Raw genomic sequence first — 21,819 nt, forward strand, 5'->3', positions numbered from 1 at the left:
AACTTTCTAATTTAATTTTAAATCCTCGGGTTTAACTATTCCCCGAGGAATTATGTTATTCTATAAATTAAACCTTAGTAAATTCTTGCCTAAATCATTACTTAAGGATTCTTTTTCAAAAATATTATAGTAGTCTGTTATAGTTCTAATATTTGCCACACTCTTTATCAATACCTCTAGATATCCACTATACTCTTCCCCTTGAATGAGATTTACGCTTTGCCTAAAATCATCTACAGAGCTTCTAGTCGAACCTGTAATTGTAAGTCCCTTTTCTAATATCTTTCTTGTATTAATTTCTATGTTCTCCTCTGCAACTCCTGTTAGAACCACCTTTCCTCCAATAACTAGATTATCTATAATTTCATTTATAGCAACCTGTGAGGACTTACCTCCCACGCACTCAAATGCTAAGTATATATTCTCATTTTTTATTTCCTTGCTTCCAGTTATGTACTGTCTATCTGAAGGAAATTTTTCTAACTTATGTTCGCTTTTACCAACGTTTATTATTCTGCTATTAGTTAAAGTTTTTAATACTGAAGTTAATATGTATCCTACTACCCCGTCGCCCCAAACAGCTATAACCTTATCGTCCAAAGTCCGTAGGCTTTCGCTATCTAACTTGCTTATTCTCCTTATAGCAGAAAGTGCCACTGAAGTTAGTTCTGCAAATACTGCCTTTTCAGGAGGTACTTCTTTTTCTACTGGAACTATATTGGATATGGGAAAACTTATATATTCACAGGAAAATCCATCTATATTACTAGAAGCAAATTTTGCATCAGGACAATAATTTTCCCCAAGGCTCACATCAAAATTACAAGTGTTTATACACTTATTACTACATATAGTGATATTAGGTACTAGTACTACCTTCTGCCCTATTTTATAGGTATTTGTTGGATCCTTTAATACTGTACCTACTACTTCATGGAGTAGTCTCATGGGATATTTTAACCCAAGAATTCTCTTACTTCTTTGTCCTAAATAGTATCTAAGGTCTGCCTTACATATGGCTCCCATATCTACCTTAATTAGAGCTTCATCTTCTTTCATTGTTATATCTTCATAGTATATTTCAAAGGTTTTAGGCGATACAATTTTAAAACCCTTACTAAGCATATTAGTTCACCTCTAATTTTCCTAATTTGATTATGGACTTTAGCAATAGTAAGTCTTCGAATGTAGTAACCTTAAAATTTAATTTGTCTCCCTTTACAAGATGAACATCCTTATTTAGCTTCAGCACAAGTTGACAATCGTCTGTAGCACTTAAAACTCCCTGTTTAATAGCTTCTTCATGAGCTTCTTTTATTAGTCCATACTTAAAACTTTGAGGCGTTTGCCCTAGGTATAGTTCTTTTCTTAAAGGAACAGCGTCTATAACTTCTCCATCTATGCTTTTTATAATAGTATCGGCACTTTCAATTACCGTATCCACAGCATGGAAGTCTTCCGTTGAAGCTATGTTTTCATCAATAATTCTCTGAGAAATCAGAGGTCTTGCTGCATCATGGATTACTAATATATCATCCTCACTACAAAAGCCTTTTAAATGCTTTATTCCGTTATACACAGACTCTTGTCTTGTCTCCCCTCCATCAACAATCCATTTTACCTTTGTTAATCCATATTTCCTAATCCAAATCATTAGATCCTCTTGCCAATCTTCTTTACAAATTACCTCAATGTAATCAATTTTAGGATTTATATCAAAGGCTTCTATTGTGTGAACAATTAATGGCTTTCCATATATATCTATAAATTGCTTTGGAACCTCACTACCCATTCTAGTTCCGCTTCCTCCAGCAAGTATTACTGCTATGTTCATAAAATACCTCCGTAATTCATATAAAATATAGTACTGTTTATAACCAAGTCATACTTTCATTAAATAATGAGTGAGTTTATTTTATTTATTAACTTTAGGAGAATCTTTAAGTGGCTTCAAAAACACAGAATTATCCTTCCAAAATGTCCTTAAGTTACCTTGACAAAAAGTTGTTTACAAATCTTTCGCTGGATTTTCCATCAGTAAAATCACAAAATCTTTTAGAGAAGATTTCAATTTTCTCCAAGTTAAACTCTTTCTCCTTAATAAGTTTAACAACTTCCTCTGTGGTTTTTACAATGGGCCCTGGCACAAATTCCTCGTAAGGAAAATAGAAGCCACGAAGCTGCTCATTATATTTATCATAGTCATAGGCATAAAAAATAATTGGTTTTTTAAGGAGTGCATACTCAAAAATTACTGAGGAGTAATCTGTTATAAGTATGTCAGAAACCACCATTAAGTCATTGATATTATCCTTGCCAACATCTATGACGAAATCTTGTAATTCTATAGGTATGCTGTACTTATGTCTTATTATTGGGTGCAGCCTTAAAAGAACTTTGCATTCTCCAGCAAAATTCTTTTTTAGAAGCTCCAAATCTAACTTCATTTTAAAGTCTATCTTTTCATTATCTCTAAAAGTTGGAGCATATAGAATTATTTTTTTATCTTTAATATCTTTAAACTTTTTTAAAAACTCTTTTTTTACATTATTTTTATAGATTTCATCAAATAAAGGGTCAGTTCTTGGTATTCCAAGAGATAAAATCTTTTCAATTGGAATATTTAAAGCTTCAGAGTAAATGTCCTTTAAGTTTTCTGAGCTTACTAGAAGATAATCTATATTATTTCCATCTTTTTTAAATCTATCAATATCTTCACTACTTTTCGCCGAATGAAGTGCAAACTTTTTAAAAGCACCTAATGCGTGCCAAGTATTTACCATTATAGTACCTTTTCTTTTTTTTAGAAAATGATAGTAGTGGTTATTAGTAATCCAATACTTTGATATAGCCAAATAGTATAAATGCTTTAATGATTTGGTTCTGATTATCTTTACATCTTTATATTCCTTTAGGTCTATAGTTACTCCTCTATTGACAGGAATTATTATTTCATAATCTAGGTTTTGTTTTTTAATTTCTTCATATATATATAGAAGATTTCCATAAAAACCCTTGCCATAGTCACATTCTAAGATAATTCTGTTTTCTTTAATAGGTAATAACGCTAATATTTTATATATGAAACTCGAAATACAAAAAATTATACTTCTCATTGTAATCCCTTCTTCCACTTTATAAGGTTTCTATGGATAACTATCACAACTAAACATAAATAATCCCCTTAAACATTTACATCACTATTCCACATCATATGGAACCAAATTCAACACGTAACTTATACACTACTCCTACCTTGGTTGCCCTAAGGATTTTTGAAGATGAATAAGCTGAAATTTATTAAGGATACTTCTAAATAGACATATAGACCTTAATGAATATAATATTGTAACCAAGATTATATCATAAGGTCTTCCTAAAAATCTTATCTAGCGCCTTTTCCTTTTAAAACTACAACTACAGTTTTTAAAATAATCATAATGTCCATCCAAATAGTTCTGTTGTCTATATAATCCATGTCAAGTTTAACTCTCTCTTCATAGGTAGTATCACTTCTTCCATTTGCTTGCCAATTTCCCGTAAGCCCTGGTTTAACACTTAATAATTTTTTACCGTATTCACCATATAGCTTGATTTCCTTTTCTACAATTGGTCTTGGTCCTACTATGGTAAGTTCCCCTTTTAATATGTTAACTAGTTGTGGTAACTCATCAAGGCTTGTCCTTCTTAAAACATCACCTACTCTAGTAACTCTAGGGTCATTTTCAAGCTTAAAGTTTTTCTCAAATTCAGATTTTTGCTCTGGTGATAGGTTATTTAATAACTCCTCAGCATTTATTACCATACTTCTAAATTTATAAACTTTTATTAATTTCCCATTATAGCCTAATCTTTTATGTCCAAAAAACACTGGTCCTTTTGAATCTATTTTTATTAATAAAGCAATGACTATAAATACTGGACTAAGTATAACAAGCCCTGCCAATGCCCCTGCAATATCAATGGTTCTTTTTAGGAAATTATACATGAAACTCTTTTCAGTAATATCCCCATTTATAACTAACTCTAAATTAGATGTTTGTAGTTGAGACATGCAGCATCCTCCTTTTTAGTTGCGAATGTTGTAGTGTTTTACAAAATATTTCAATTTTACATAAAATTACATTTTTATTTTTTTAAAACTTTATTAAGTTATATAAAAGTGTAACGATATTTATATAACGACATTTTAACAAATTAACAAACTCATTATAACATATTAATAGTTTAATGCAAACGAAAAGAGTCTTATATTGTAATGTAATTTATGCCATGGTTACAAAAAAAGTGTGGTTTTACCACACTTTTTGATTTATATCCTACTTATTTTGTTGTGCATTTTTTATGGCTTCTAAGTTGGCATAGCCATATTTTTTATCTGGCTCAAGGTACGTTCCTTCTGCCCACTCATTCCAAGCATTGATAAATAAAAACTCACTACTGGTCTCTGTACATCTTTCTAGCTGCTTTGTTAAATAAAACTGAAACTTTTCTGGTGTCATATTCTCAAATACAATACCGTTGCTTCCTTTCCTCGCAGTATTATCCCAATCTACAAAGGCTCCTAATATTGGCGTCTTCCCATTTTGTTCCCTTTTTCTAGTAATAATCCTCTTCCAAACATAGTCATAATCATACTTTTGGATTACTGCCTTATTCTTTCTTAATTTCTTTAATAAACCCGTGGTTTTAACCCTAAGATTTCCGTTTAATCCAAGGTCATGACATAAGGTGTATACAGGTTCAAATTCTAAGTAACCCTGAGACTTTTCTAGACACACATTATTTTGAAAAGAGTTTACCTCTTCAACTATGTAAATACCATTAAACCCATATTCCTTGCATCGCTTATCCCAATAAGCAATCATATCTTCACAGTTTGTTATGTTAGAAGTTCTATATAATACAAACATTGGTTTGTTTTCAACTTTTATATATCTATCATCTGTAAAAAATTTAACTAAGTACTCAAAGTGTTTTTCCCAAGCTTCTTCTTTCCCGTAGGTCTGAGGCATAATTACCTCTTTGTCCCCACCATCCCACGCTCTAGTCCAAGGCTCATTTGCCCAACACATACAAAATGGTAAGTCTATAGACTTATCTTCTAATATTATTTCTAAAGGTTTTTCTAATAACATTTTTCCATTAAACCAATAATGATAATAGCAAAAACCATGTATTCCATATTGTTTTGCTAAATCTTTTTGCCAATGCATAGTAGTCTTATCTAACATATTATAGTAATTATCTCCAAGGGGTTCCCTAGGCTGATAATGCCCTTTAAATAAGGGTTTTGCTTTTTTAGTGTTTACCCACTCTGTAAATCCCTGTCCCCACCACTTGTTATTTTGTGGAATTTCATGAAATTGTGGTAGAAAAAAAGCTATTATCTTTGTCATTTAAACACTTCCTTATATTTTCGTATATTCCTTAACTACTTTATGATAAGTAATAATTATCCATATACCATAGATAGTATAACTTATTAAAGTAGCAAAGGCAGCTCCATTTATTCCATACGCAGGTATGAGTGGAATATTTAACAGTAAATTTACTAATGTACCAACTATAGCTCCCTTTACTCTCAACTCTGGTTTTCCTATTCCAGAAAAAAAGCTAGTAATTATTTTCACAATTGCAAATAATACTATGCCTGGGAACAATATCTTAATCAACTTTGATACAGCTAGGTATTTATCTGAATATAAAAATAAGATAATTGGATCCAACAATATTAGTGCCATTACCCAACCAAGCACCCCTAGTCCTATGGATATGCATATAGTTTTATTTATGCCTTTTATAATTTTCTTATGGTCATTACTTGATGCTACTTCTGGGTATAAAATAGTTGATATAGAATCTGGAATTATCCAAAATTTTTCCGACAAATTTACTGCTACTGAATATATTCCTAAACTATACACTCCGTTTATTGCCATGATAAACCATTGATCCAGTCTAAAGTTTAAGTAGTTAGCTAAATTGGATATATAGCAACTCTTAGTAAAATGAAATATGGTCTTAATGATACTTATATTTTTTTTTAATTGAAAGTTCAACTTAGTGTTTATATTTTTGAGTATAGCATAAGCTCCTAATAAGTTTGTTATAACAAAGGTTACTAACTGAGTTATGATAACTTGTTCTACATTTAAATTTCCCTTAAATATAAGAAGTAGTAATAATACTTGACAAATATTTAATACTGCTGCTAAAACTGTAAGAATATTTTTTGTTCCTATTTTTTCTATAGCAATAAGTATTGGCATTATTAAAAAATTCAAGTTTAACATAAATATCATGATAATTATATATATAAGATTATCCATAGGCGAAAAAATGGAATAACCTAATATGATTATGGTTTCCATTACGCCTAAAGCAAAATAAATTATTAAAGAAGAGGCTAATACCTCCTCTAAGGAATATATTTTCTTTCTTATAAAATACAAACTATCTGCAAAATATTGTCCTGAAAAAAGAATATATAGGGTATTAGGAATTAATATTACCGATGTTAAATATCCATTTCCTTCAGGCCCCAAAACCCTTGCAATTATTATACTTGTAATAAAGTTTATAATTATACTTCCAGTGTTAGAAAAAAAGGTTTTAATTATATTTTTTATCATAACTTCACCTTCCTGCTATCTCACGAAAACAGTTAAGGTATTCCTTTGTTACTGCTTCTAAACTATATTTTTCAAAGCTATATTTTATAACCTTCTCATCTTTTAATGCTTTTTTAATCACGTCTACCCACTCTTTAGCATTATAAGAATCATTAACATAATAAGCTTTTCCCTCAGTTACCTCTGGAATGCAGCTACACTTAGTTGTGATTACTTTAACTCCCAGCTTCATAGCCTCAATTGGAGGCATACCAAAGCCCTCAAATATACTTGGAAATAAAAAAGCCGCTGAATTTGAATATAATGAGTCTCTTTCCTCATTTGATACAAAACCAGTAAGTTTTACATTTTCCTCTAAATCCAGCTCCCTAATTAAGTTAATAAGTGTTTCTTTGTCTTTTCCACCCACTCCAGATATTATGAGTTTTTGTGGCATTTCTACCTCATTATCTTTAATTTCCTTCATTGTATATAATAAGGTCTTTAAGTTCTTATGTGGAAGTAGTTGGGATACAGTATAAAAGTAATCTCTACTCTTTATATTCAACTTATTACTTAACTTATTAAATTCATACAGTTCTCCATTTTCTATTATAGGATTGTATATTACTTTAATTCTATCTTCCTTTATATTAAGCTTTCCTATAATATCCCTCTTAACAAACTCCGAGATTGCAATTATTTTATCCGAAGTCTTGGCACATCTTTTCCATGCAAATCTTAGCCAATAATATTTACCTTTAGAAAAATATTCTGGATAGTGAAGAGCCTGCAAGTCATGTATAGTTGTTATATAGGTTAATGACTTATCATTAATTAAGGGTTTGCTATAAACAGGAGTAAACAATGTTTCAACTCCATTTTTTAAGCACAAGGAGTTCAGGTGAGCATTTTGCCATATGATTCTTTTTCCCACCTTATTACTTTCTATGTTACAGAGAATTTTTTCAAACTTTTTACTTTTAAAGTATTTTTTAAGAGATTCTTCATTATCTTTAGAAACAAAGAGAATGAACTTATCATCCTCTGCCGAGTATTTATCAAGTCCATCCAATAGGTTTCTTATATAGGATTCTATTCCTCCATTTTTTTGCGGCTTTAACCACAACAAGTCTATACCTATTTTCATCAACATCACCACTTAATATTATTTTAACTACCTATATAATTCTCTAAAAACCACTCATAGCTCATCCTAATCCCTTCTTCTAAAGAAACTTTATGATGCCAACCTAAGTTATGTAGTTTAGTAACATCTGTCAACTTTCTAGGAGTTCCATCTGGTTTTGTACTATCAAATTTTATATTGCCCTGAAATCCAGTAGTCCTCTTTATTAGTTTTGATAAATCTCCTATAGATATTTCTTCTCCAGTACCTATGTTTACATGCTGCTCCTCATTGTAGTTTTCCATGAGAAAAATGCATGCATCTGCCATATCATCTACATATAAAAATTCTCTGAGAGGTTTTCCACTTCCCCAAACTTCAACAAAGTCACTGTTGCTTCTTTTAGCCTCATGAAACTTCCTTATAAGAGCTGGCAGCACATGGGAGTTATTTAAGTCAAAGTTGTCTCTTGGCCCATAAAGATTAGTAGGCATACAGCTTATAAAATTATCTCCATACTGCCTTTTAAAAAACTTACACATCTCAAGCCCTGAAATTTTTGCAATAGCATAGGCTTCATTAGTTGGTTCTAAATATCCTGATAAAAGATATTCTTCTTTTATGGGTTGTGGACACATTTTAGGATATATACAAGTACTTCCTAAAAATAAAAGTTTCTTAACTTTACAATCATGAGCCGCTTTTATTACGTTATTTTGTATCATCAAGTTTTCATATATAAATTCAGCTGGATAAGTATTGTTTGCATATATTCCGCCAACCTTAGCAGCTGCTAAAAATACGTAATCAGGAGATTCCTCTATAAAAAAGTCCTTTACGGCCTTCTGATCTAATAAGTCCAGTTCCTCATGGGTCCTATGTATTATATTACTATAGCCTTTGTCTATTAAGTTTCTAACAATGGCAGACCCGACAAGCCCTCTATGGCCTGCTACATATATTTTGCTGTGTTTATCCACTTACCTCACTCCTGTCTCTTACTTTTTAGCGGATAATGCAGCTTCTCTTTCAGCTAGGTAGCTAGATGTACTTATGCCTGCTATTTCCTTTAAGTCTGCATCTACCATCATTTTAACTAAGTTTGTAAAATCAACTTTTCTAGTCCAATTTAACTCTCTTTCAGCCTTTGATGAATCTCCCCAAAGTAGGTCTACTTCCGCTGGTCTAAAGTATCTTGGATTGATATCCACTAAGAGTTTTCCTGTTGCTTTATCATAACCTTTTTCATTAACCCCTTTACCTTCCCACTTTATATCTATCCCCACTTCCTTAAAAGCTCTCTCTACAAATTCTCTTACAGTATGGGTTTCATTAGTAGCGATAACATAATCTTCAGGCTTTTCTTGTTGAAGCATAAGCCACATAGCCTCTACATAGTCACCAGCAAAGCCCCAATCTCTTTTTGCATCTAAATTACCTAAAGAAAGTTTTTCCTGCTTTCCTGCAATTATGCTAGCTACTGCCCTAGTTATTTTCCTAGTGACAAAAGTTTCTCCCCTTCTTGGAGACTCATGGTTGAATAAAATTCCATTACAAGCAAATATATTATAAGATTCTCTATAATTTATAGTTATCCAATATCCATAAAGCTTTGCTACTCCATAGGGGCTTTTAGGATAAAATGGGGTTTTTTCACTTTGAGGCGCTGTTTCTGGAAGTCCTCCAAAGAGTTCTGAAGTAGATGCCTGATAAAATTTACACATTACCCCTGTTTCTCTTATTGCATCAAGCAGTCTAAGGGTTCCTATAGCATCTGCTTCTGCAGTATACTCTGGAACTTCAAAGGATACTTGAACATGGCTTTGTGCAGCTAAATTATATATTTCTTCTGGCTTAATTTTTTGAATAAGCCTATTTAAGTTACTTGAATCAGTTAAGTCTCCATAGTGTAAAAATAAAGTTTTATTTCCAATGGTGGGATTCTCGAAAAGATGATCTATTCTGTCTGTGTTAATTGTACTATGTCTTCTTATTATTCCATGGACTTCATAACCCTTCTCAAGTAGAAACTCAGTTAAATAAGATCCATCCTGTCCAGTAATACCAGTAATTAATGCTTTTTTCATTTTATTTCAATCCTTCCTAATTGCAATACTCTCTACTCACATAAATTTTCAAAAGTTTCATTTCACCTCTAAATTCAAAGGTATCTAACGATGCAGGAATTAAGACGCTCTCCAAACATTGTATTTTTTCAATTCCACCTTCATAGATTATTTCTCCACTACCTTCTACGCAAGTATATATGTAGAATTTCTCTCTATGGGTGCATTCCTTAAGACTATGAGAAATCCTTAACTCTTCAAGAGTAAAATACTGACATTGGCAATGTTTAAGTATTAAATTATCTCCGTTTTGTTCTATTTTAGGGTTTGTTTTCTCCATTTTTAAGCTGAAGTTAATTACATCAAGTGACTTTTCTATATGAAGCTCTCTTCCTCTATGATAGTCATAAACTCTATAAGTTAAGTCGCTACTCTCTTGTATTTCCACTATGGTTATTCCTTCTCCAATAGCATGAACTAACCCACTAGGAATAAAGTACACATCACCTTTTTTCACTTCAACCTTATTTAGGTATTCTTCAACTTTATTATCATCTAAAGCTTTTTTAAAATCCTGTTTTGTACAGGGTTTAGTACCTAATATTATGTTTGCTCCTGGCATAGCTTCTACCACATACCAAGCTTCTGTTTTACCACACTGCTTTTCTACCTCTGTAGCATATTTATCATCTGGATGCACCTGAACGGAAAGCCTATCTTTAGAATTTATTATTTTTAGTAGTAATGGGAAAGATCCTTCTTTACACACTTCCCCCAAAATTTCATTTTTATGATTTTTTAGAAGTTCTTCTAAGGTTTTACCCTTATGTATGCCATTGGAAATAATACTTTTCCCGTTATTATGACAAGTAATATCCCAGCTTTCCCCTATATTGCCTTCAGGTAAATTATCTCTATATTTTTCTAATTGCCTTCCACCCCATATTTTCTCGTAGTATAAGTTATGAAATTTTAAAGGATACATGTACTACTCCTCTCGTAAGCAAAATCCAATATGTTTATTGTTATTTTTGTTCATAGTAAATACTTTTAGGAGCCTTGTGCTAAAGCTCCTTAAATAACTTATCATACTTTTCCATAGATATTCGCTTAGTTAAATTCTCTTCTAGATAAACTCTGCCTCTACACCCCATAGCTCCAATTGTTTCTCTATTATTATAAAACTCCTCAAGAAGTTTATAAAAGCCACTATAATCCTCTGGATTAACGCACTTTCCACTATCTGATTTAGTTATAATATTTCTTGCCTCACTATTACTTTCTAAAACCCCAATTATGGGTTTTCCAACTGCAAGAACTCCATAGAGTTTACTTGGAACAGACACTCCCTTAATGCCTTTAGCATTAACAACTAAGTGAACATCTGCGATGTTGAGAGATATATTAAGCTTATCCTTAGGTTGATAAGGTAGGAATAATATATTGCTTAATTCATTTACTTCTTTATATTGTTCTAAATCCTTCTTTACAGCACCTTCCCCAGCAAAAACAAATATTAAGTCCTTATTATGCTTAAAGTGATGTGCTGCCTTTATAAGATTTTCTAAATCATAAAATAGCCCTAGGTTTCCTGAATACATCACAATAAACTTATTTGCTAAGTTGTACTTATGCTTAAAAGCCACAACCTCTTCATCTTCCATAGATAGGGGGAATATCTGTGACTCATCAATCCAATTATTGATTACTGTTACTTTTGAAAGAAACTCTTCCCCTCTTTTTTTCACAGTTTCTACTTGGTCATTTCCCACTACTAGTATACAATCTGAATCTCTTAAGGTTAAGTTATCCATTTTCCTCAAAGAGCTTATTAAAGGTTTTACTTTTGAATACCCAATTGCTTCAATCTGTTCTGGGTTAAAGTCTTGTATATTATAGATTAACTTAGCTTTTGGATTAATTTTTTTAGCATATCTCCCTAGCAATCCTCCTAATATTGGTGGTTGAGAAACTGTAAAAATAACATCATAATCCTTTATATGCTTTATGGCAGCTTTAGCGTTACAATAATATTTCTTTATATAATTAACCCTAGATAGTTTACTTCTTTTATTTACATTTGGCACAATTACTCTAAATACCTTTATTCCAGCAATTTCTTCCTGATAGTATTTTTTATCCAATAGACTTTTGTCTAAATTAATATCTTCAGAATAATTTGGAACAGCTGCAATAACAGTAATATCATATTTTTCTTTCAAAGCTTCACATATTTCCGTCATTAACTGTCCTAGTGACGCTACATCTGGGTAATAGTAGTTAGCTATAAATAATATTTTTTTCATTTATTTCACCTAATTTAAATCTACTTATTTTCATGATTTCCCTACGGTTTACTATCTTTCTTATTATAACCTTTTATAGTATTTTTTTATCATGTTACTTATAATATAATTCTTTAGCTATACTTTCTCTTGAGAAAATCTTTAGCTTTTTTAACCCAATATACTTTTTCTAAGTTTATCACTGGAACTTCTTTTGCCTTAAGTTTTTCCTTATGAAGCCATACATTAAATAATCTTTCGCTTAAAAATCCAAATATTCTACATTGATAAGCATCATATTTTGATATATCAGTACTTTCTTCAAGCTCAAAGAGTATAGAAAAAAGCCACTGACAATATCTATCGAAATCTTCCTTTTTCATTATGAACATATTAAACAAGTGGAGCTTTGTTCCACTCATTACATAATTAAAGCTATCAATGTAATCAACATGTTTTTCTTTTATTATTTCTTCAATTTTATTTAAATCCTTTAAGTAGTGAGCATGTTTGTAATGAGACCTTACTGTTTCAATATAATAGTTTCTTTTCTTAGGCAGAATAATTTCGTAATCCTTCATTAGCTTTTCTATATCATTTTCTGTAAGAATTAAATCAATTTTATCCTTACCATTATTTAATCTAGACACTACATCTTTTATAGTAAAATACCTTCTATAATGGCATAACCCAATATAATCACATTTTAAGTTTTTATAAGCCCAGTATAATCCTGTTAATTCACAGTAATTTGTATTTTTTAGGGATATGTTATCTCCCGTATTATCTCCTATATATCCTAAATCTTGCTTTCCTTCTTTTCCTACATGAAGAGGGATATATATTTTTTCTTTTGGCATCTTATACTTTTTATGGGTAGCCACTAGTATCTTAATATTCATTAATTTTTAAACTCCTCTTTTACTTTTTCTATAGCTGCTCTTACTATATTGTGCATATCGTAATATTTGTACTCTCCAAGCCTTCCCCCAAATATCAATGTTTCTTCTTTTTCTCCAAGAGCTTTATATTTATTATATATATCCAAGTTTTTTTCGTCCAACACTGGATAGTAGGGTTCATCCCCGCTTTTCCATTCCATTGGATATTCCCTTGTTATTACAGTAGATTCACTGGTTTTAAATTCAAAATGCTTATGTTCTATTATACGAGTAAATGGTGTCTCTCTATCAGTATAATTAACTACTGCATTTCCTTGGTAGTTTTGTTGCTGTAGTAATTCTGTGTCAAATCTTAAGCTTCTATATTCTAAAACACCATACTTATATCCATAATATTCATCAATCATACCCGTAAATAACACTTTTTTTGCTAATGAGTCCAGCTCTTCCCTATTTTCAAAATAATTTGTATTTAATCTAATATCACAATTCCTAAGAAGATTTTCAATTATTACATTATATCCTCCTATGGGAATGCCTTGATATCTATCATTAAAGTAATTATTATCGTAGGTAAATCTTACTGGAAGCCTTTTTATTATAAATGGTGGAAGTTCCGTAGCACTTCTTCCCCATTGTTTTTCTGTATACCCTTTTATTAGCTTCTCATATATATCTGTTCCAACTAAGGATATTGCTTGTTCTTCTAAGTTTTCTGGTTTCTTATTTTTTAAAATAGCCTTTTGTTCCTCTATCCTATCTTTGGCCTCTTGAGGTGTTATTACCCCCCATAGCTTATTAAAGGTATTCATATTAAATGGCAAGTTATATATCTCCCCATTAAAATTAGCTATTGGTGAGTTAGTAAATCTGTTAAATTCAGCAAATTCATTGACATAATTCCATATTTCTTCATCATTGGTATGAAAAATATGTGCTCCATACTTATGCACATTAATTCCTTCTATATTTTCACAATAAATATTTCCACCTACATGATTTCTTTTGTCAATAACTAAACAACTCTTACCTCTTTTAGAAACCTCATGAGCAAATACAGCTCCGTATAAGCCTGCACCTACCACTAAGTAATCATATTTTTTCATTTAAGCACCTTCTCGTTCTTGTTAAATTTCAATAATTACCTTGCACCTCTTCTTTTAAATACCACTATAAAGGTTTTCAAGATTATTATTATATCACTCCATATTGTTCCGTTATCTATATAATCCATATCAAGTTGTATTCTCTCTTTATACGTGGTATCACTTCTTCCATTAGCCTGCCAATTACCTGTAAGTCCTGGTTTTACACTTAAAAGTTTCTTTCCATACTTACCATACAATTCAATTTCCTTTTCTACGATTGGTCTTGGTCCAACTATGGATAATTCCCCTTTTAAAATATTTAGTAATTGTGGCAATTCGTCTAAACTAGTTTTTCTTAAAAAGTTACCCATTTTTGTTACCCTGGGATCATTTTTCAACTTGAAATTTTCATTAAATTCTTTTTTTTGTTCTGGAGTTAAATTGTTGAGTAACTCTTCTGCATCAGTTACCATGCTCCTAAACTTATATACTTTTATTATTTTTCCCCCATATCCTAGTCTTTTATGTGAAAAAAATACTGGTCCTCTTGAATCTAATTTAACTAAAATAGCCAGTATCAAAAATACTGGACTAAGTATTATTAGTCCAACTAAGGATCCTAATATATCCATAATCCTTTTTACAAGCTTATATGCAATTCCCTTTTTAGTAACACTATTATGTATACTTACTTCAATTTCCCGGGTTTGTATTTCAGACATGTAAAATCCTCCTCAAATTTGCTACAATTTTGCCTAACAAAACAATCATAGTTTTCTATTTTCTTAATTTGTATGCAAGAAAATAACCTCACCATAAAATATAGACTAAATCCATTAATTTTTAATAAACTTTATTTTATAGATAAAGTTATTAAGCAAATTGTCGATAATATGATGATGTTAACTAAAAATATTATATCATAACCTATGGTATTATCATAATGGTTAAAAATCCCTCACTATAACTTTCACTTTCCATGTTTTTAGGTAGTATAACATAGTTTAATATTTCATCTTATGAAACATAACCTCTATAAAAATTGTCAGCTATTACTTTAGTGTACTACGTTATATAAAATTTGTATAGAATATTATACCAATATTAAAACATTTTTAAAAAAACTAATCTTCATTATTCCTCAATTAGCTAAAACTGATAAATTAATTCACCAATCCTCATTTTTCAATATTTACTGCAAGATAAAATCTATCACTTTCCTTCTCCTTATTAATTTCTTTAGCATTTAAGTTCCATTATGGTAACCTTCAACTTATACAATAGAAGCTATTTAATTACAGATGCCCCAATAAGGATCCATAAGAACAAAGCCCTGTATTACATAAGGAACATAAAGATAAAATATGCCAATAAAACAAGATACCCTGTATCATTATACGAATAATATCAATACTTCGAAGTTCTAATACATGGATAAATTAAGATAACTATATATATCGATTTATTGATGTCTTTTTAAAAAGACATCAATAAAATAAGATATCCATAAATATTTATAAAAATATAACAAGATACGAATAAATCAATATTTAAATATATCTTTAAAAGAAGATAAGAAGATATAGTATTCATGCGGGTTTCAGCCTACCCACCAAAAATAAAGCTCAATTTAATTCATATAAAAAAGGCGTGTATTCACAGGTCCTTTTAAAAGCTAGCGATTACCGCCACCTTTTTACACACACTCTGAAACCCCGTAATTACAAGGCATTCCAGGTGCTTTTTTTAGGCACAAAAGTTGAAAATCCTATATAAAAAGTTAAAGCCCTGCAAACTTAATTTTGCAGGGCTTTAACTTTTCTTAATTTTATATTATGTGTCTATATACTTTAGAATTTACACTAATTGAAAGTCACCGTTTCCTAAGTTTTTTAAGGTCTCAAGGGTAACTTCTTCCTTATGTTCTCTATGGTCCTTTTCTCCAAGCCAGCTTCTAAAAGTTGTAAATAACTCTTCCTTAAAGTATTTTGAATTTGTTCTTGGAAAGCTTGGTAGTGGTTCAAAACCAGAATCCTTAGCTTTTTTCACGCCCTCTTGGTCATACTGGAAATAATATTTTTCACTTCTAAAAGAAAGCTGACCAACATTAAAGCTGTCACCATTTTCATTTTTCCAGACTAAATTTAAACTATGTTCCATTTCTATTTCTCCTTTTACTTCTACATTAGGCATCTTCAGAAAATAAATAAGTTAATTTGCTTGTGAACACAAAATAGCCTTCACATCTTTGACTTGTTATTTATTTTCAGATGCCTTACTTCAACAAATATTATTAATTCATCCCATTACTTCTTTTAATTTTCCCTATAACTTCATCTCTATTCAAATAAAACTCACTGCTTCTAACTTTGAGAAAATTCCACCCTGCTCTTTCTAAGGTATGCTGTGCTGCATATTCCTCTTCATAGTTATATGGCATATCATTGTTTTTTCCTATGCACTTTATGGCTAAGTTTTTCTCACCACATACTACAAAGTCTATGGTATATTTACTTATATTGTAGTGTGGTATTACCTCTAACCCCTGGTTACTTAACTCCTCATAAATATCTTCTTCAAAAGGAGATAAAATTAGGGTTGCTGCTGCCTGATTCTCTACTTCTTTGGCATTATTATAACTTTCCATGTAGGATAAAAGTTCTCTTCTTACACACTTAGGACTTAAATCTTCTAAATCTACAGAATGGAATAACCACATTTGATTTTTAGCTCTGCTGGCTGCAACATTAAATCTTCTTATATCAGAAGCTTTAGATAAGGCTGCAAATTTTATATTATTCCCCACAACCATGGATAAGAACATTACATCCCTTTCATCTCCTTGGAAGGAATAAGCATCTCCGCAAATAAGATTTCTTTTCACCATCTCTTCTAAACCTAAGTTTTCTATAAGCATATTTTCTATAAGTTCTGCTTGAGCTTCTCCTAGAAGAGATATAACACCCATGGTCATTCCATCATAGGAAGGATCTTTGCAGCATTTTTTTATGGTTTCAACTACTTCATAGGCCTCTTTAATGTTTATTGCCTTGCTTTCATCCCTGAAACCTTCCTCGATTTTTACAGCTTTTATCGGTGTTAACAAGTTGCTTCTTATTGGATTTCTAAGGGGAGTTATTTCATTAGAATAGCATAGTCCGTTGCTAAAGCCTATGATATCTTCTAGAGATCTAAAGTGCTCCTTTAAAACCAACCTGTTTGGAAATATTCTAAGAGCAGTATTATAAAGACTTGTTTTTAAATCAAACCATTCCTTGTGTGGTATGTCCTTTAAGTGAAGCTCTATAAGCTCATCCACTTTTTCAGCATTCTTTCCTATAGCTTCTGGGCTTATTTGCTTTTCATCCCCTACAATTACTGCTCTCTCTGCTCTCATTAAAGCAGTTATGGCTGAAATATCACTTTGACTGCTCTCATCTACAATAACCACATCAAAGAGATTTTCATTAAGCTTTAGATTTTCAATAACCCTATTAATTGGCATTATCCAAACAGGAATTACATCCTTACAGTTTTCCATTTCACCTTGAGCAATTTTTCTGTACTTAACAGCCTGAGCCCCAGTACCTTTACCAATTCTCTTGATGGCTTCCATCCAAGTGAATAAGCTTCTTTTTTGAGGCTCTGTAGTTCTTTGAATTTGATTATACCAAGACTTTTTAGCAACTATCTCTCTTACAAGCTGACCTTGTCTTAACTTTTCTTCCTGTAGGCTTTTTTCTATTGACTTAACATCTATATTGAGTAGAGTTTTAATATAGCTGTTAAAGGCTGAGTATTTTACAGCTCCTTGGAAGTTTTTATAATCATACCAGTTGCTTTTCTTTGTTGTGTCTTGTCCATAATCTTTATTCTGGTGTTCTTCTGCTCTTAAAGTTCCCTGATCCTTAGGGGTAAAAATATTACCACCTATTAAGCTTGTTACAAGTTTAGGACAACTTTCTACTAAATTATTTTTAAGGGTTAGGAAATCCTCTAAATCCTTACTGTGATTTATTAAATAGGCTACTTTATCATAGTATTTTTTCACGTAGTCTATATTTAGTTCTCCAACTTTTCTTGAAAGTTCCATAAGTACTGGGTATTTATTTATACCCTTTTTCATTTCTTCTAGCTCTCTTTCATAAGCTTCAAATTCTCTTATGAAATTCAAGCTCACTATAACAGACTTTAGATATTCATAGGCTTCTACTTTATAAAAGTTTAGTTCTCTATTAAACTTTTTCACCTTTAATAGTTTTAACACCTTATTTTTATAATCTTCCTCAAAGGTCAGAAGATTTTCTACTTCTTTACTAAAGCTTTGAATAATAGTTAGATAATTATCTGCTTTAAATGAAACTTCTTCTACTTCAAAAGTCTTCACTGTGGAGTTATAGTAATTTATAATTTTCTCCTCCAGTTTTATTAAAGCTAGATAATCCATTAAGATATTACCTTGTTCTATGGTAGTTAATTTTTCTCCATCAATTAAGATTTCTTGAAGAATATAATTTAAATCCTTATGAAGAATCTTAAATATGGCACCTATTTTCCCCTTAGAAGCTAGAGTGCTATAAATTGTGTTAAAATCACTTCTTAATTTAACCATATCTAAGGTTTCTGGAATTGTTATTTTATACTTGTTTACCTTTGCTCTAAGAGTATAAACTTCTTCTAGGTGCTGGTTTATTGTAGTAACAAACTCTCCCCAGAAGGTTTTATTAGTTTCACTAGTATAAATGTGCTTTAAGATATCCTCCATTAGAGTATGTTCATACTTCTTTAGCACTGAAATAGCTTCTTCTATTGTCTGAAGAAGATTAGAGTTGGTGTAGCTAGTGTTTTCTTTATCCTGCCAGTGGCTTACATTACTTCTATGAATATAGATATCATCTAGTAAAGCCTTATAACCTTCCATATTAGAAATTAGTCTATCAGCCTGTGGCAACTTATTTATATACTCATTTACATTTTCATAAAGCTCTACTAGGTCTTTTGAATAAACCCTACTATAGTTTATTAGCTTTTCAAACTCTTCATTATTCAAAGTAATATTATGATTGATGTCTATATTGTCTTCAATATATGATAAAGACTTTAAGTTTTCTTTTACAAACTTAGCCATGTCAGCTACATAATAATTATTTCCAAGGTAATTAATTTGAGAATTTTCTAAGGTATATACTTCCTTCAACTTGTTAAGTAAATCCTTGCTGTTTTCTTCACTTTGTCTAAGCTTATATTTTAAAAGCTTAGCTTCTTTTTTAAGCTCTCCAGTATCTAAAGAAAGATTTTCTGTAATTTTTCTTACTGACTCATCCAGTTCTTCCATAGCTTTTGAGTCATCTCCTAGGATGCTCATACATAGGGATTTAATCTCCTCTGGAATCTTGTTACTTAACACTTTTAGTGCTCTATCTGTTTGACTAGTTACAAGAACTCTTTTTCCGTGAGCTAAAAGATGACAAATAAGATTTACTATGGTATGACTCTTCCCTGTTCCTGGAGGACCTTGAACCACTACTCCAAAGTTCTTACTAAGTCTTTTTGTTATTTCCTTCTGCTCCTCATTGTAGGGTAGTGGAAATAAAAGCTCTTCTCCTAATTCCCTCCAAGTTTCCTCTTCTTCCTCTGTAAGAGTTAATTTCTCCTCTGTAACTAGAGCCTCTATAGTTTTAGGTACTTTAAAGCCTTTTTTTACTTCTTCTATTATAGACGTGAGCTCCATATTCCAAAGCCTAGTGTCTACTTTTCTAACTATAATTACGGCCTCATTGTATATATTAAATCCACTTTCTCCTTCTAGGTCAAAAAGAGATTCCACTGGCTTGTACTCATTTTCTATATTAAGGTTAAGGCCTTCTATAATAGCTGCTATTGCCTTTGAAATTTGTTCCTCATCTCTTGGATTAATTCCGAGAGCCTTAACCTTTCCTGATACATTAATAAGCTTTTCTAAGGAAAGGTCAACATCACTTTTTATTCCCTGTAATTCTGCATCTTTATGTTCTTCGTCTAACCCATATAACATATCTAGTTCTACGTTGGTTATGTTATTATAGGGTTTTAGCATAAACATGGATTTTTTATCATCAAAGGTTAAATCCATTTTTGTTGTGAATAAAGGATGTACCACGGTTTCATGCCCAAAATTTCCTACAAGGAGTCCATGTCCATAAATTACTTCTAAATTTTCACTATTTTTTTCTAAACTAAAGAAAAGTTTAGAAAACTTATTATAAAGTTCCTTTGAAGTTTTTGTTATTTCAATCCAGTTATCTTTATCCTCACTGTATACAAGGGTAACTCCTTCTAAGGAGCCTATGTCATTTTCATAAAACACTTCTTCATAGTCACTTATATTTCTTATCTTTTTATCATTTATAGTTTTGATGCTATGCAAATAATTAAAAACTTGCATAACCTTTGGATTTACTGTCAACTTAATTACCTCCAGCCTTATTTCATACATTTGCCAAAAATCTTAAGGGAACCATAGTAGGTTTATATACAGGTTAGGACTTAAGACATCTTCAAAAAATAAATAAATTTATTTTCAGGTGCCTAACTTTGGTTCCTCCAATAAATAATGAATAAGTTCATTTTAAAAATCCACTTTAAAAAGTGGTTTAACGCCTATCTTAATCATGTTTAAACGCTAAGGAGTGTGAGAGCCACTCCTGCAAAATATGGTTAAAACTTTTCAAGTGTTTTAACGTTCTCTATAAAGGTCTTTAAGGCTTCTTCCCAAGGTCTCATTTCATTTCCTACAGTGCACCTTAACATCATATTATCTAAAGATGAAAAACTTGGTCTTTTAGCTGCACTATTAAATTGTTCTGAGGTTACAGGGTCCACAGTGCAGTTTATCTTAGCTAGGGTTACTATAGCCTTTGCAAAGTCATACCAAGTGCATTCCCCTTCACCTGTACAATTATATATACCATATTCTTCTGTAGGTATTAGTTTTAAAAGATGATGAACTAAATCCTCTACATTGGTTGGATTTCCCCTTTGATCATTTACCACCGTTAAGTGGCCTTTTTCTTTTGCAACCTTCATTATGGTTTTAACAAAATTCTTTCCATAGTATCCGTAGAGCCAAGCAGGTCTTACAATAAAGTACTTTGTTGAAAATTCCCTCACATATTCTTCACCAAGTGCCTTACTTTTACCATAAGCACTTACTGGGTCTACTTTATCATACTCCTTATAAGGAACCGTCCCCTGTCCTCTAAATACATAATCTGTGGAAAGGTGCAGTAATTTTGCTCCTATTTCTTCTGAGGCCATGGCTAAGTTTCTTGGTCCTAAGCTATTTACCTTAAACGCTAAGTCTTCATTACTTTCACAGCCATCTACATTAGTGTATGCGGCGCAGTTTATTACTACTTCTGGTTTTTTCTTATGAAAAAGCTCTTTTACAGCCTTTAAGTCTGTAATATCTAGCTCCTCTACACCACAAGGAATTATTTCACAGTTTTTTACTTCTTTTGGCACTGGCCCCAGCTCTGATTTCCCTCTACTGAGTATTTCTATTAGTTGCGTACCTAATTGGCCCTTAGCTCCTGTTATTAGTATTTTCATCCTTATTCACCTTCCAAAATATTCTTAAATAATAAATGAACTTGTTCTTTAAATTATCTTTAATATTCTTTAAGAGAATTTCTCTTTTAAAAAAGCATCCTTTCCTTTGTTCATTGCTTGTTTTTAGCCAAAGTTTCTACCTAAG

At 31.3% G+C, this 21,819-nt stretch carries 17 protein-coding genes; all 17 read right to left on the reverse strand.

Translation table 11 applies throughout. The features are described 5' to 3' along the window. Window positions 1–60 precede the first annotated feature (60 nt). Window positions 61–1,125 (reverse strand): alcohol dehydrogenase catalytic domain-containing protein, encoded by a 1,065-nt coding sequence (locus J2Z44_RS04780; RefSeq protein ID WP_021283116.1) that lies wholly within the window; start codon window positions 1,123–1,125, stop codon window positions 61–63. 1 nt (window position 1,126) lies between these two features. Continuing rightward, window positions 1,127–1,834 carry a 2-C-methyl-D-erythritol 4-phosphate cytidylyltransferase gene (ispD, locus tag J2Z44_RS04785; protein WP_021283115.1) on the reverse strand — a complete coding sequence of 236 codons (708 nt, stop codon included), beginning with the start codon at window positions 1,832–1,834 and terminating at the stop codon, window positions 1,127–1,129. Between the two features lie 154 nt (window positions 1,835–1,988). Continuing rightward, the gene (locus J2Z44_RS04790) at window positions 1,989–3,116 is read right to left on the reverse strand and encodes a CDP-glycerol glycerophosphotransferase family protein (RefSeq protein WP_209649378.1); all 1,128 of its coding nucleotides are present in this window, start codon (window positions 3,114–3,116) and stop codon (window positions 1,989–1,991) included. A gap of 269 nt (window positions 3,117–3,385) precedes the next feature. After that, complete coding sequence (locus J2Z44_RS04795) at window positions 3,386–4,054, reverse strand: sugar transferase (RefSeq protein ID WP_021283112.1); 669 nt, start codon at window positions 4,052–4,054, stop codon at window positions 3,386–3,388. A 265-nt stretch (window positions 4,055–4,319) separates the two neighbouring features. Then, window positions 4,320–5,399, reverse strand: coding sequence for a glycosyltransferase WbsX family protein (locus J2Z44_RS04800; RefSeq protein WP_209649379.1), 1,080 nt, complete (start codon window positions 5,397–5,399; stop codon window positions 4,320–4,322). A 12-nt stretch (window positions 5,400–5,411) separates the two neighbouring features. Then, entirely contained in the window at window positions 5,412–6,635 is a 1,224-nt protein-coding gene (locus tag J2Z44_RS04805; protein ID WP_209649380.1) for an oligosaccharide flippase family protein, read from the reverse strand. A 4-nt stretch (window positions 6,636–6,639) separates the two neighbouring features. Next, the gene (locus tag J2Z44_RS04810; protein WP_209649381.1) at window positions 6,640–7,764 is read right to left on the reverse strand and encodes a glycosyltransferase family 4 protein; all 1,125 of its coding nucleotides are present in this window, start codon (window positions 7,762–7,764) and stop codon (window positions 6,640–6,642) included. A gap of 23 nt (window positions 7,765–7,787) precedes the next feature. Next, window positions 7,788–8,723 (reverse strand): GDP-L-fucose synthase, encoded by a 936-nt coding sequence (gene fcl / locus J2Z44_RS04815; protein ID WP_021281306.1) that lies wholly within the window; start codon window positions 8,721–8,723, stop codon window positions 7,788–7,790. 18 nt (window positions 8,724–8,741) lie between these two features. After that, window positions 8,742–9,830, reverse strand: coding sequence for a GDP-mannose 4,6-dehydratase (gmd, locus tag J2Z44_RS04820; RefSeq protein WP_021281305.1), 1,089 nt, complete (start codon window positions 9,828–9,830; stop codon window positions 8,742–8,744). A 16-nt stretch (window positions 9,831–9,846) separates the two neighbouring features. Next, window positions 9,847–10,794 carry a type I phosphomannose isomerase catalytic subunit gene (locus J2Z44_RS04825; RefSeq protein ID WP_021281304.1) on the reverse strand — a complete coding sequence of 316 codons (948 nt, stop codon included), beginning with the start codon at window positions 10,792–10,794 and terminating at the stop codon, window positions 9,847–9,849. A gap of 79 nt (window positions 10,795–10,873) precedes the next feature. Beyond that, on the reverse strand, window positions 10,874–12,115 hold the full coding sequence (locus tag J2Z44_RS04830; protein WP_021281303.1) for a glycosyltransferase family 4 protein: 1,242 nt from the start codon (window positions 12,113–12,115) through the stop codon (window positions 10,874–10,876). A gap of 113 nt (window positions 12,116–12,228) precedes the next feature. Beyond that, entirely contained in the window at window positions 12,229–12,996 is a 768-nt protein-coding gene (locus J2Z44_RS04835) for a DUF4422 domain-containing protein (protein ID WP_209649382.1), read from the reverse strand. Continuing rightward, window positions 12,996–14,102 carry a UDP-galactopyranose mutase gene (gene glf, locus J2Z44_RS04840; protein WP_021281300.1) on the reverse strand — a complete coding sequence of 369 codons (1,107 nt, stop codon included), beginning with the start codon at window positions 14,100–14,102 and terminating at the stop codon, window positions 12,996–12,998. Before glf ends, J2Z44_RS04835 begins: the two co-directional genes overlap by 1 nt. Before the next feature lie 35 nt (window positions 14,103–14,137). After that, window positions 14,138–14,806, reverse strand: a complete 669-nt coding sequence (locus J2Z44_RS04845; protein ID WP_021281299.1) for a sugar transferase — start codon at window positions 14,804–14,806, stop codon at window positions 14,138–14,140. A gap of 1,135 nt (window positions 14,807–15,941) precedes the next feature. Further along, window positions 15,942–16,244, reverse strand: coding sequence for a hypothetical protein (locus J2Z44_RS04850; protein ID WP_021281298.1), 303 nt, complete (start codon window positions 16,242–16,244; stop codon window positions 15,942–15,944). A 133-nt stretch (window positions 16,245–16,377) separates the two neighbouring features. Next, window positions 16,378–20,529 carry an AAA domain-containing protein gene (locus J2Z44_RS04855; protein ID WP_021281297.1) on the reverse strand — a complete coding sequence of 1,384 codons (4,152 nt, stop codon included), beginning with the start codon at window positions 20,527–20,529 and terminating at the stop codon, window positions 16,378–16,380. Between the two features lie 251 nt (window positions 20,530–20,780). After that, a complete protein-coding gene (gene rfbD, locus J2Z44_RS04860; RefSeq protein WP_021281296.1) occupies window positions 20,781–21,674 on the reverse strand; it encodes a dTDP-4-dehydrorhamnose reductase in 894 nt (297 codons plus the stop codon). Between the last annotated feature and the right edge of the window lie 145 nt (window positions 21,675–21,819).

This window comes from Clostridium punense, assembly GCF_017874425.1.
In the GTDB taxonomy this organism is placed as follows: Bacteria; Bacillota; Clostridia; order Clostridiales; family Clostridiaceae; genus Clostridium_J; species Clostridium_J punense.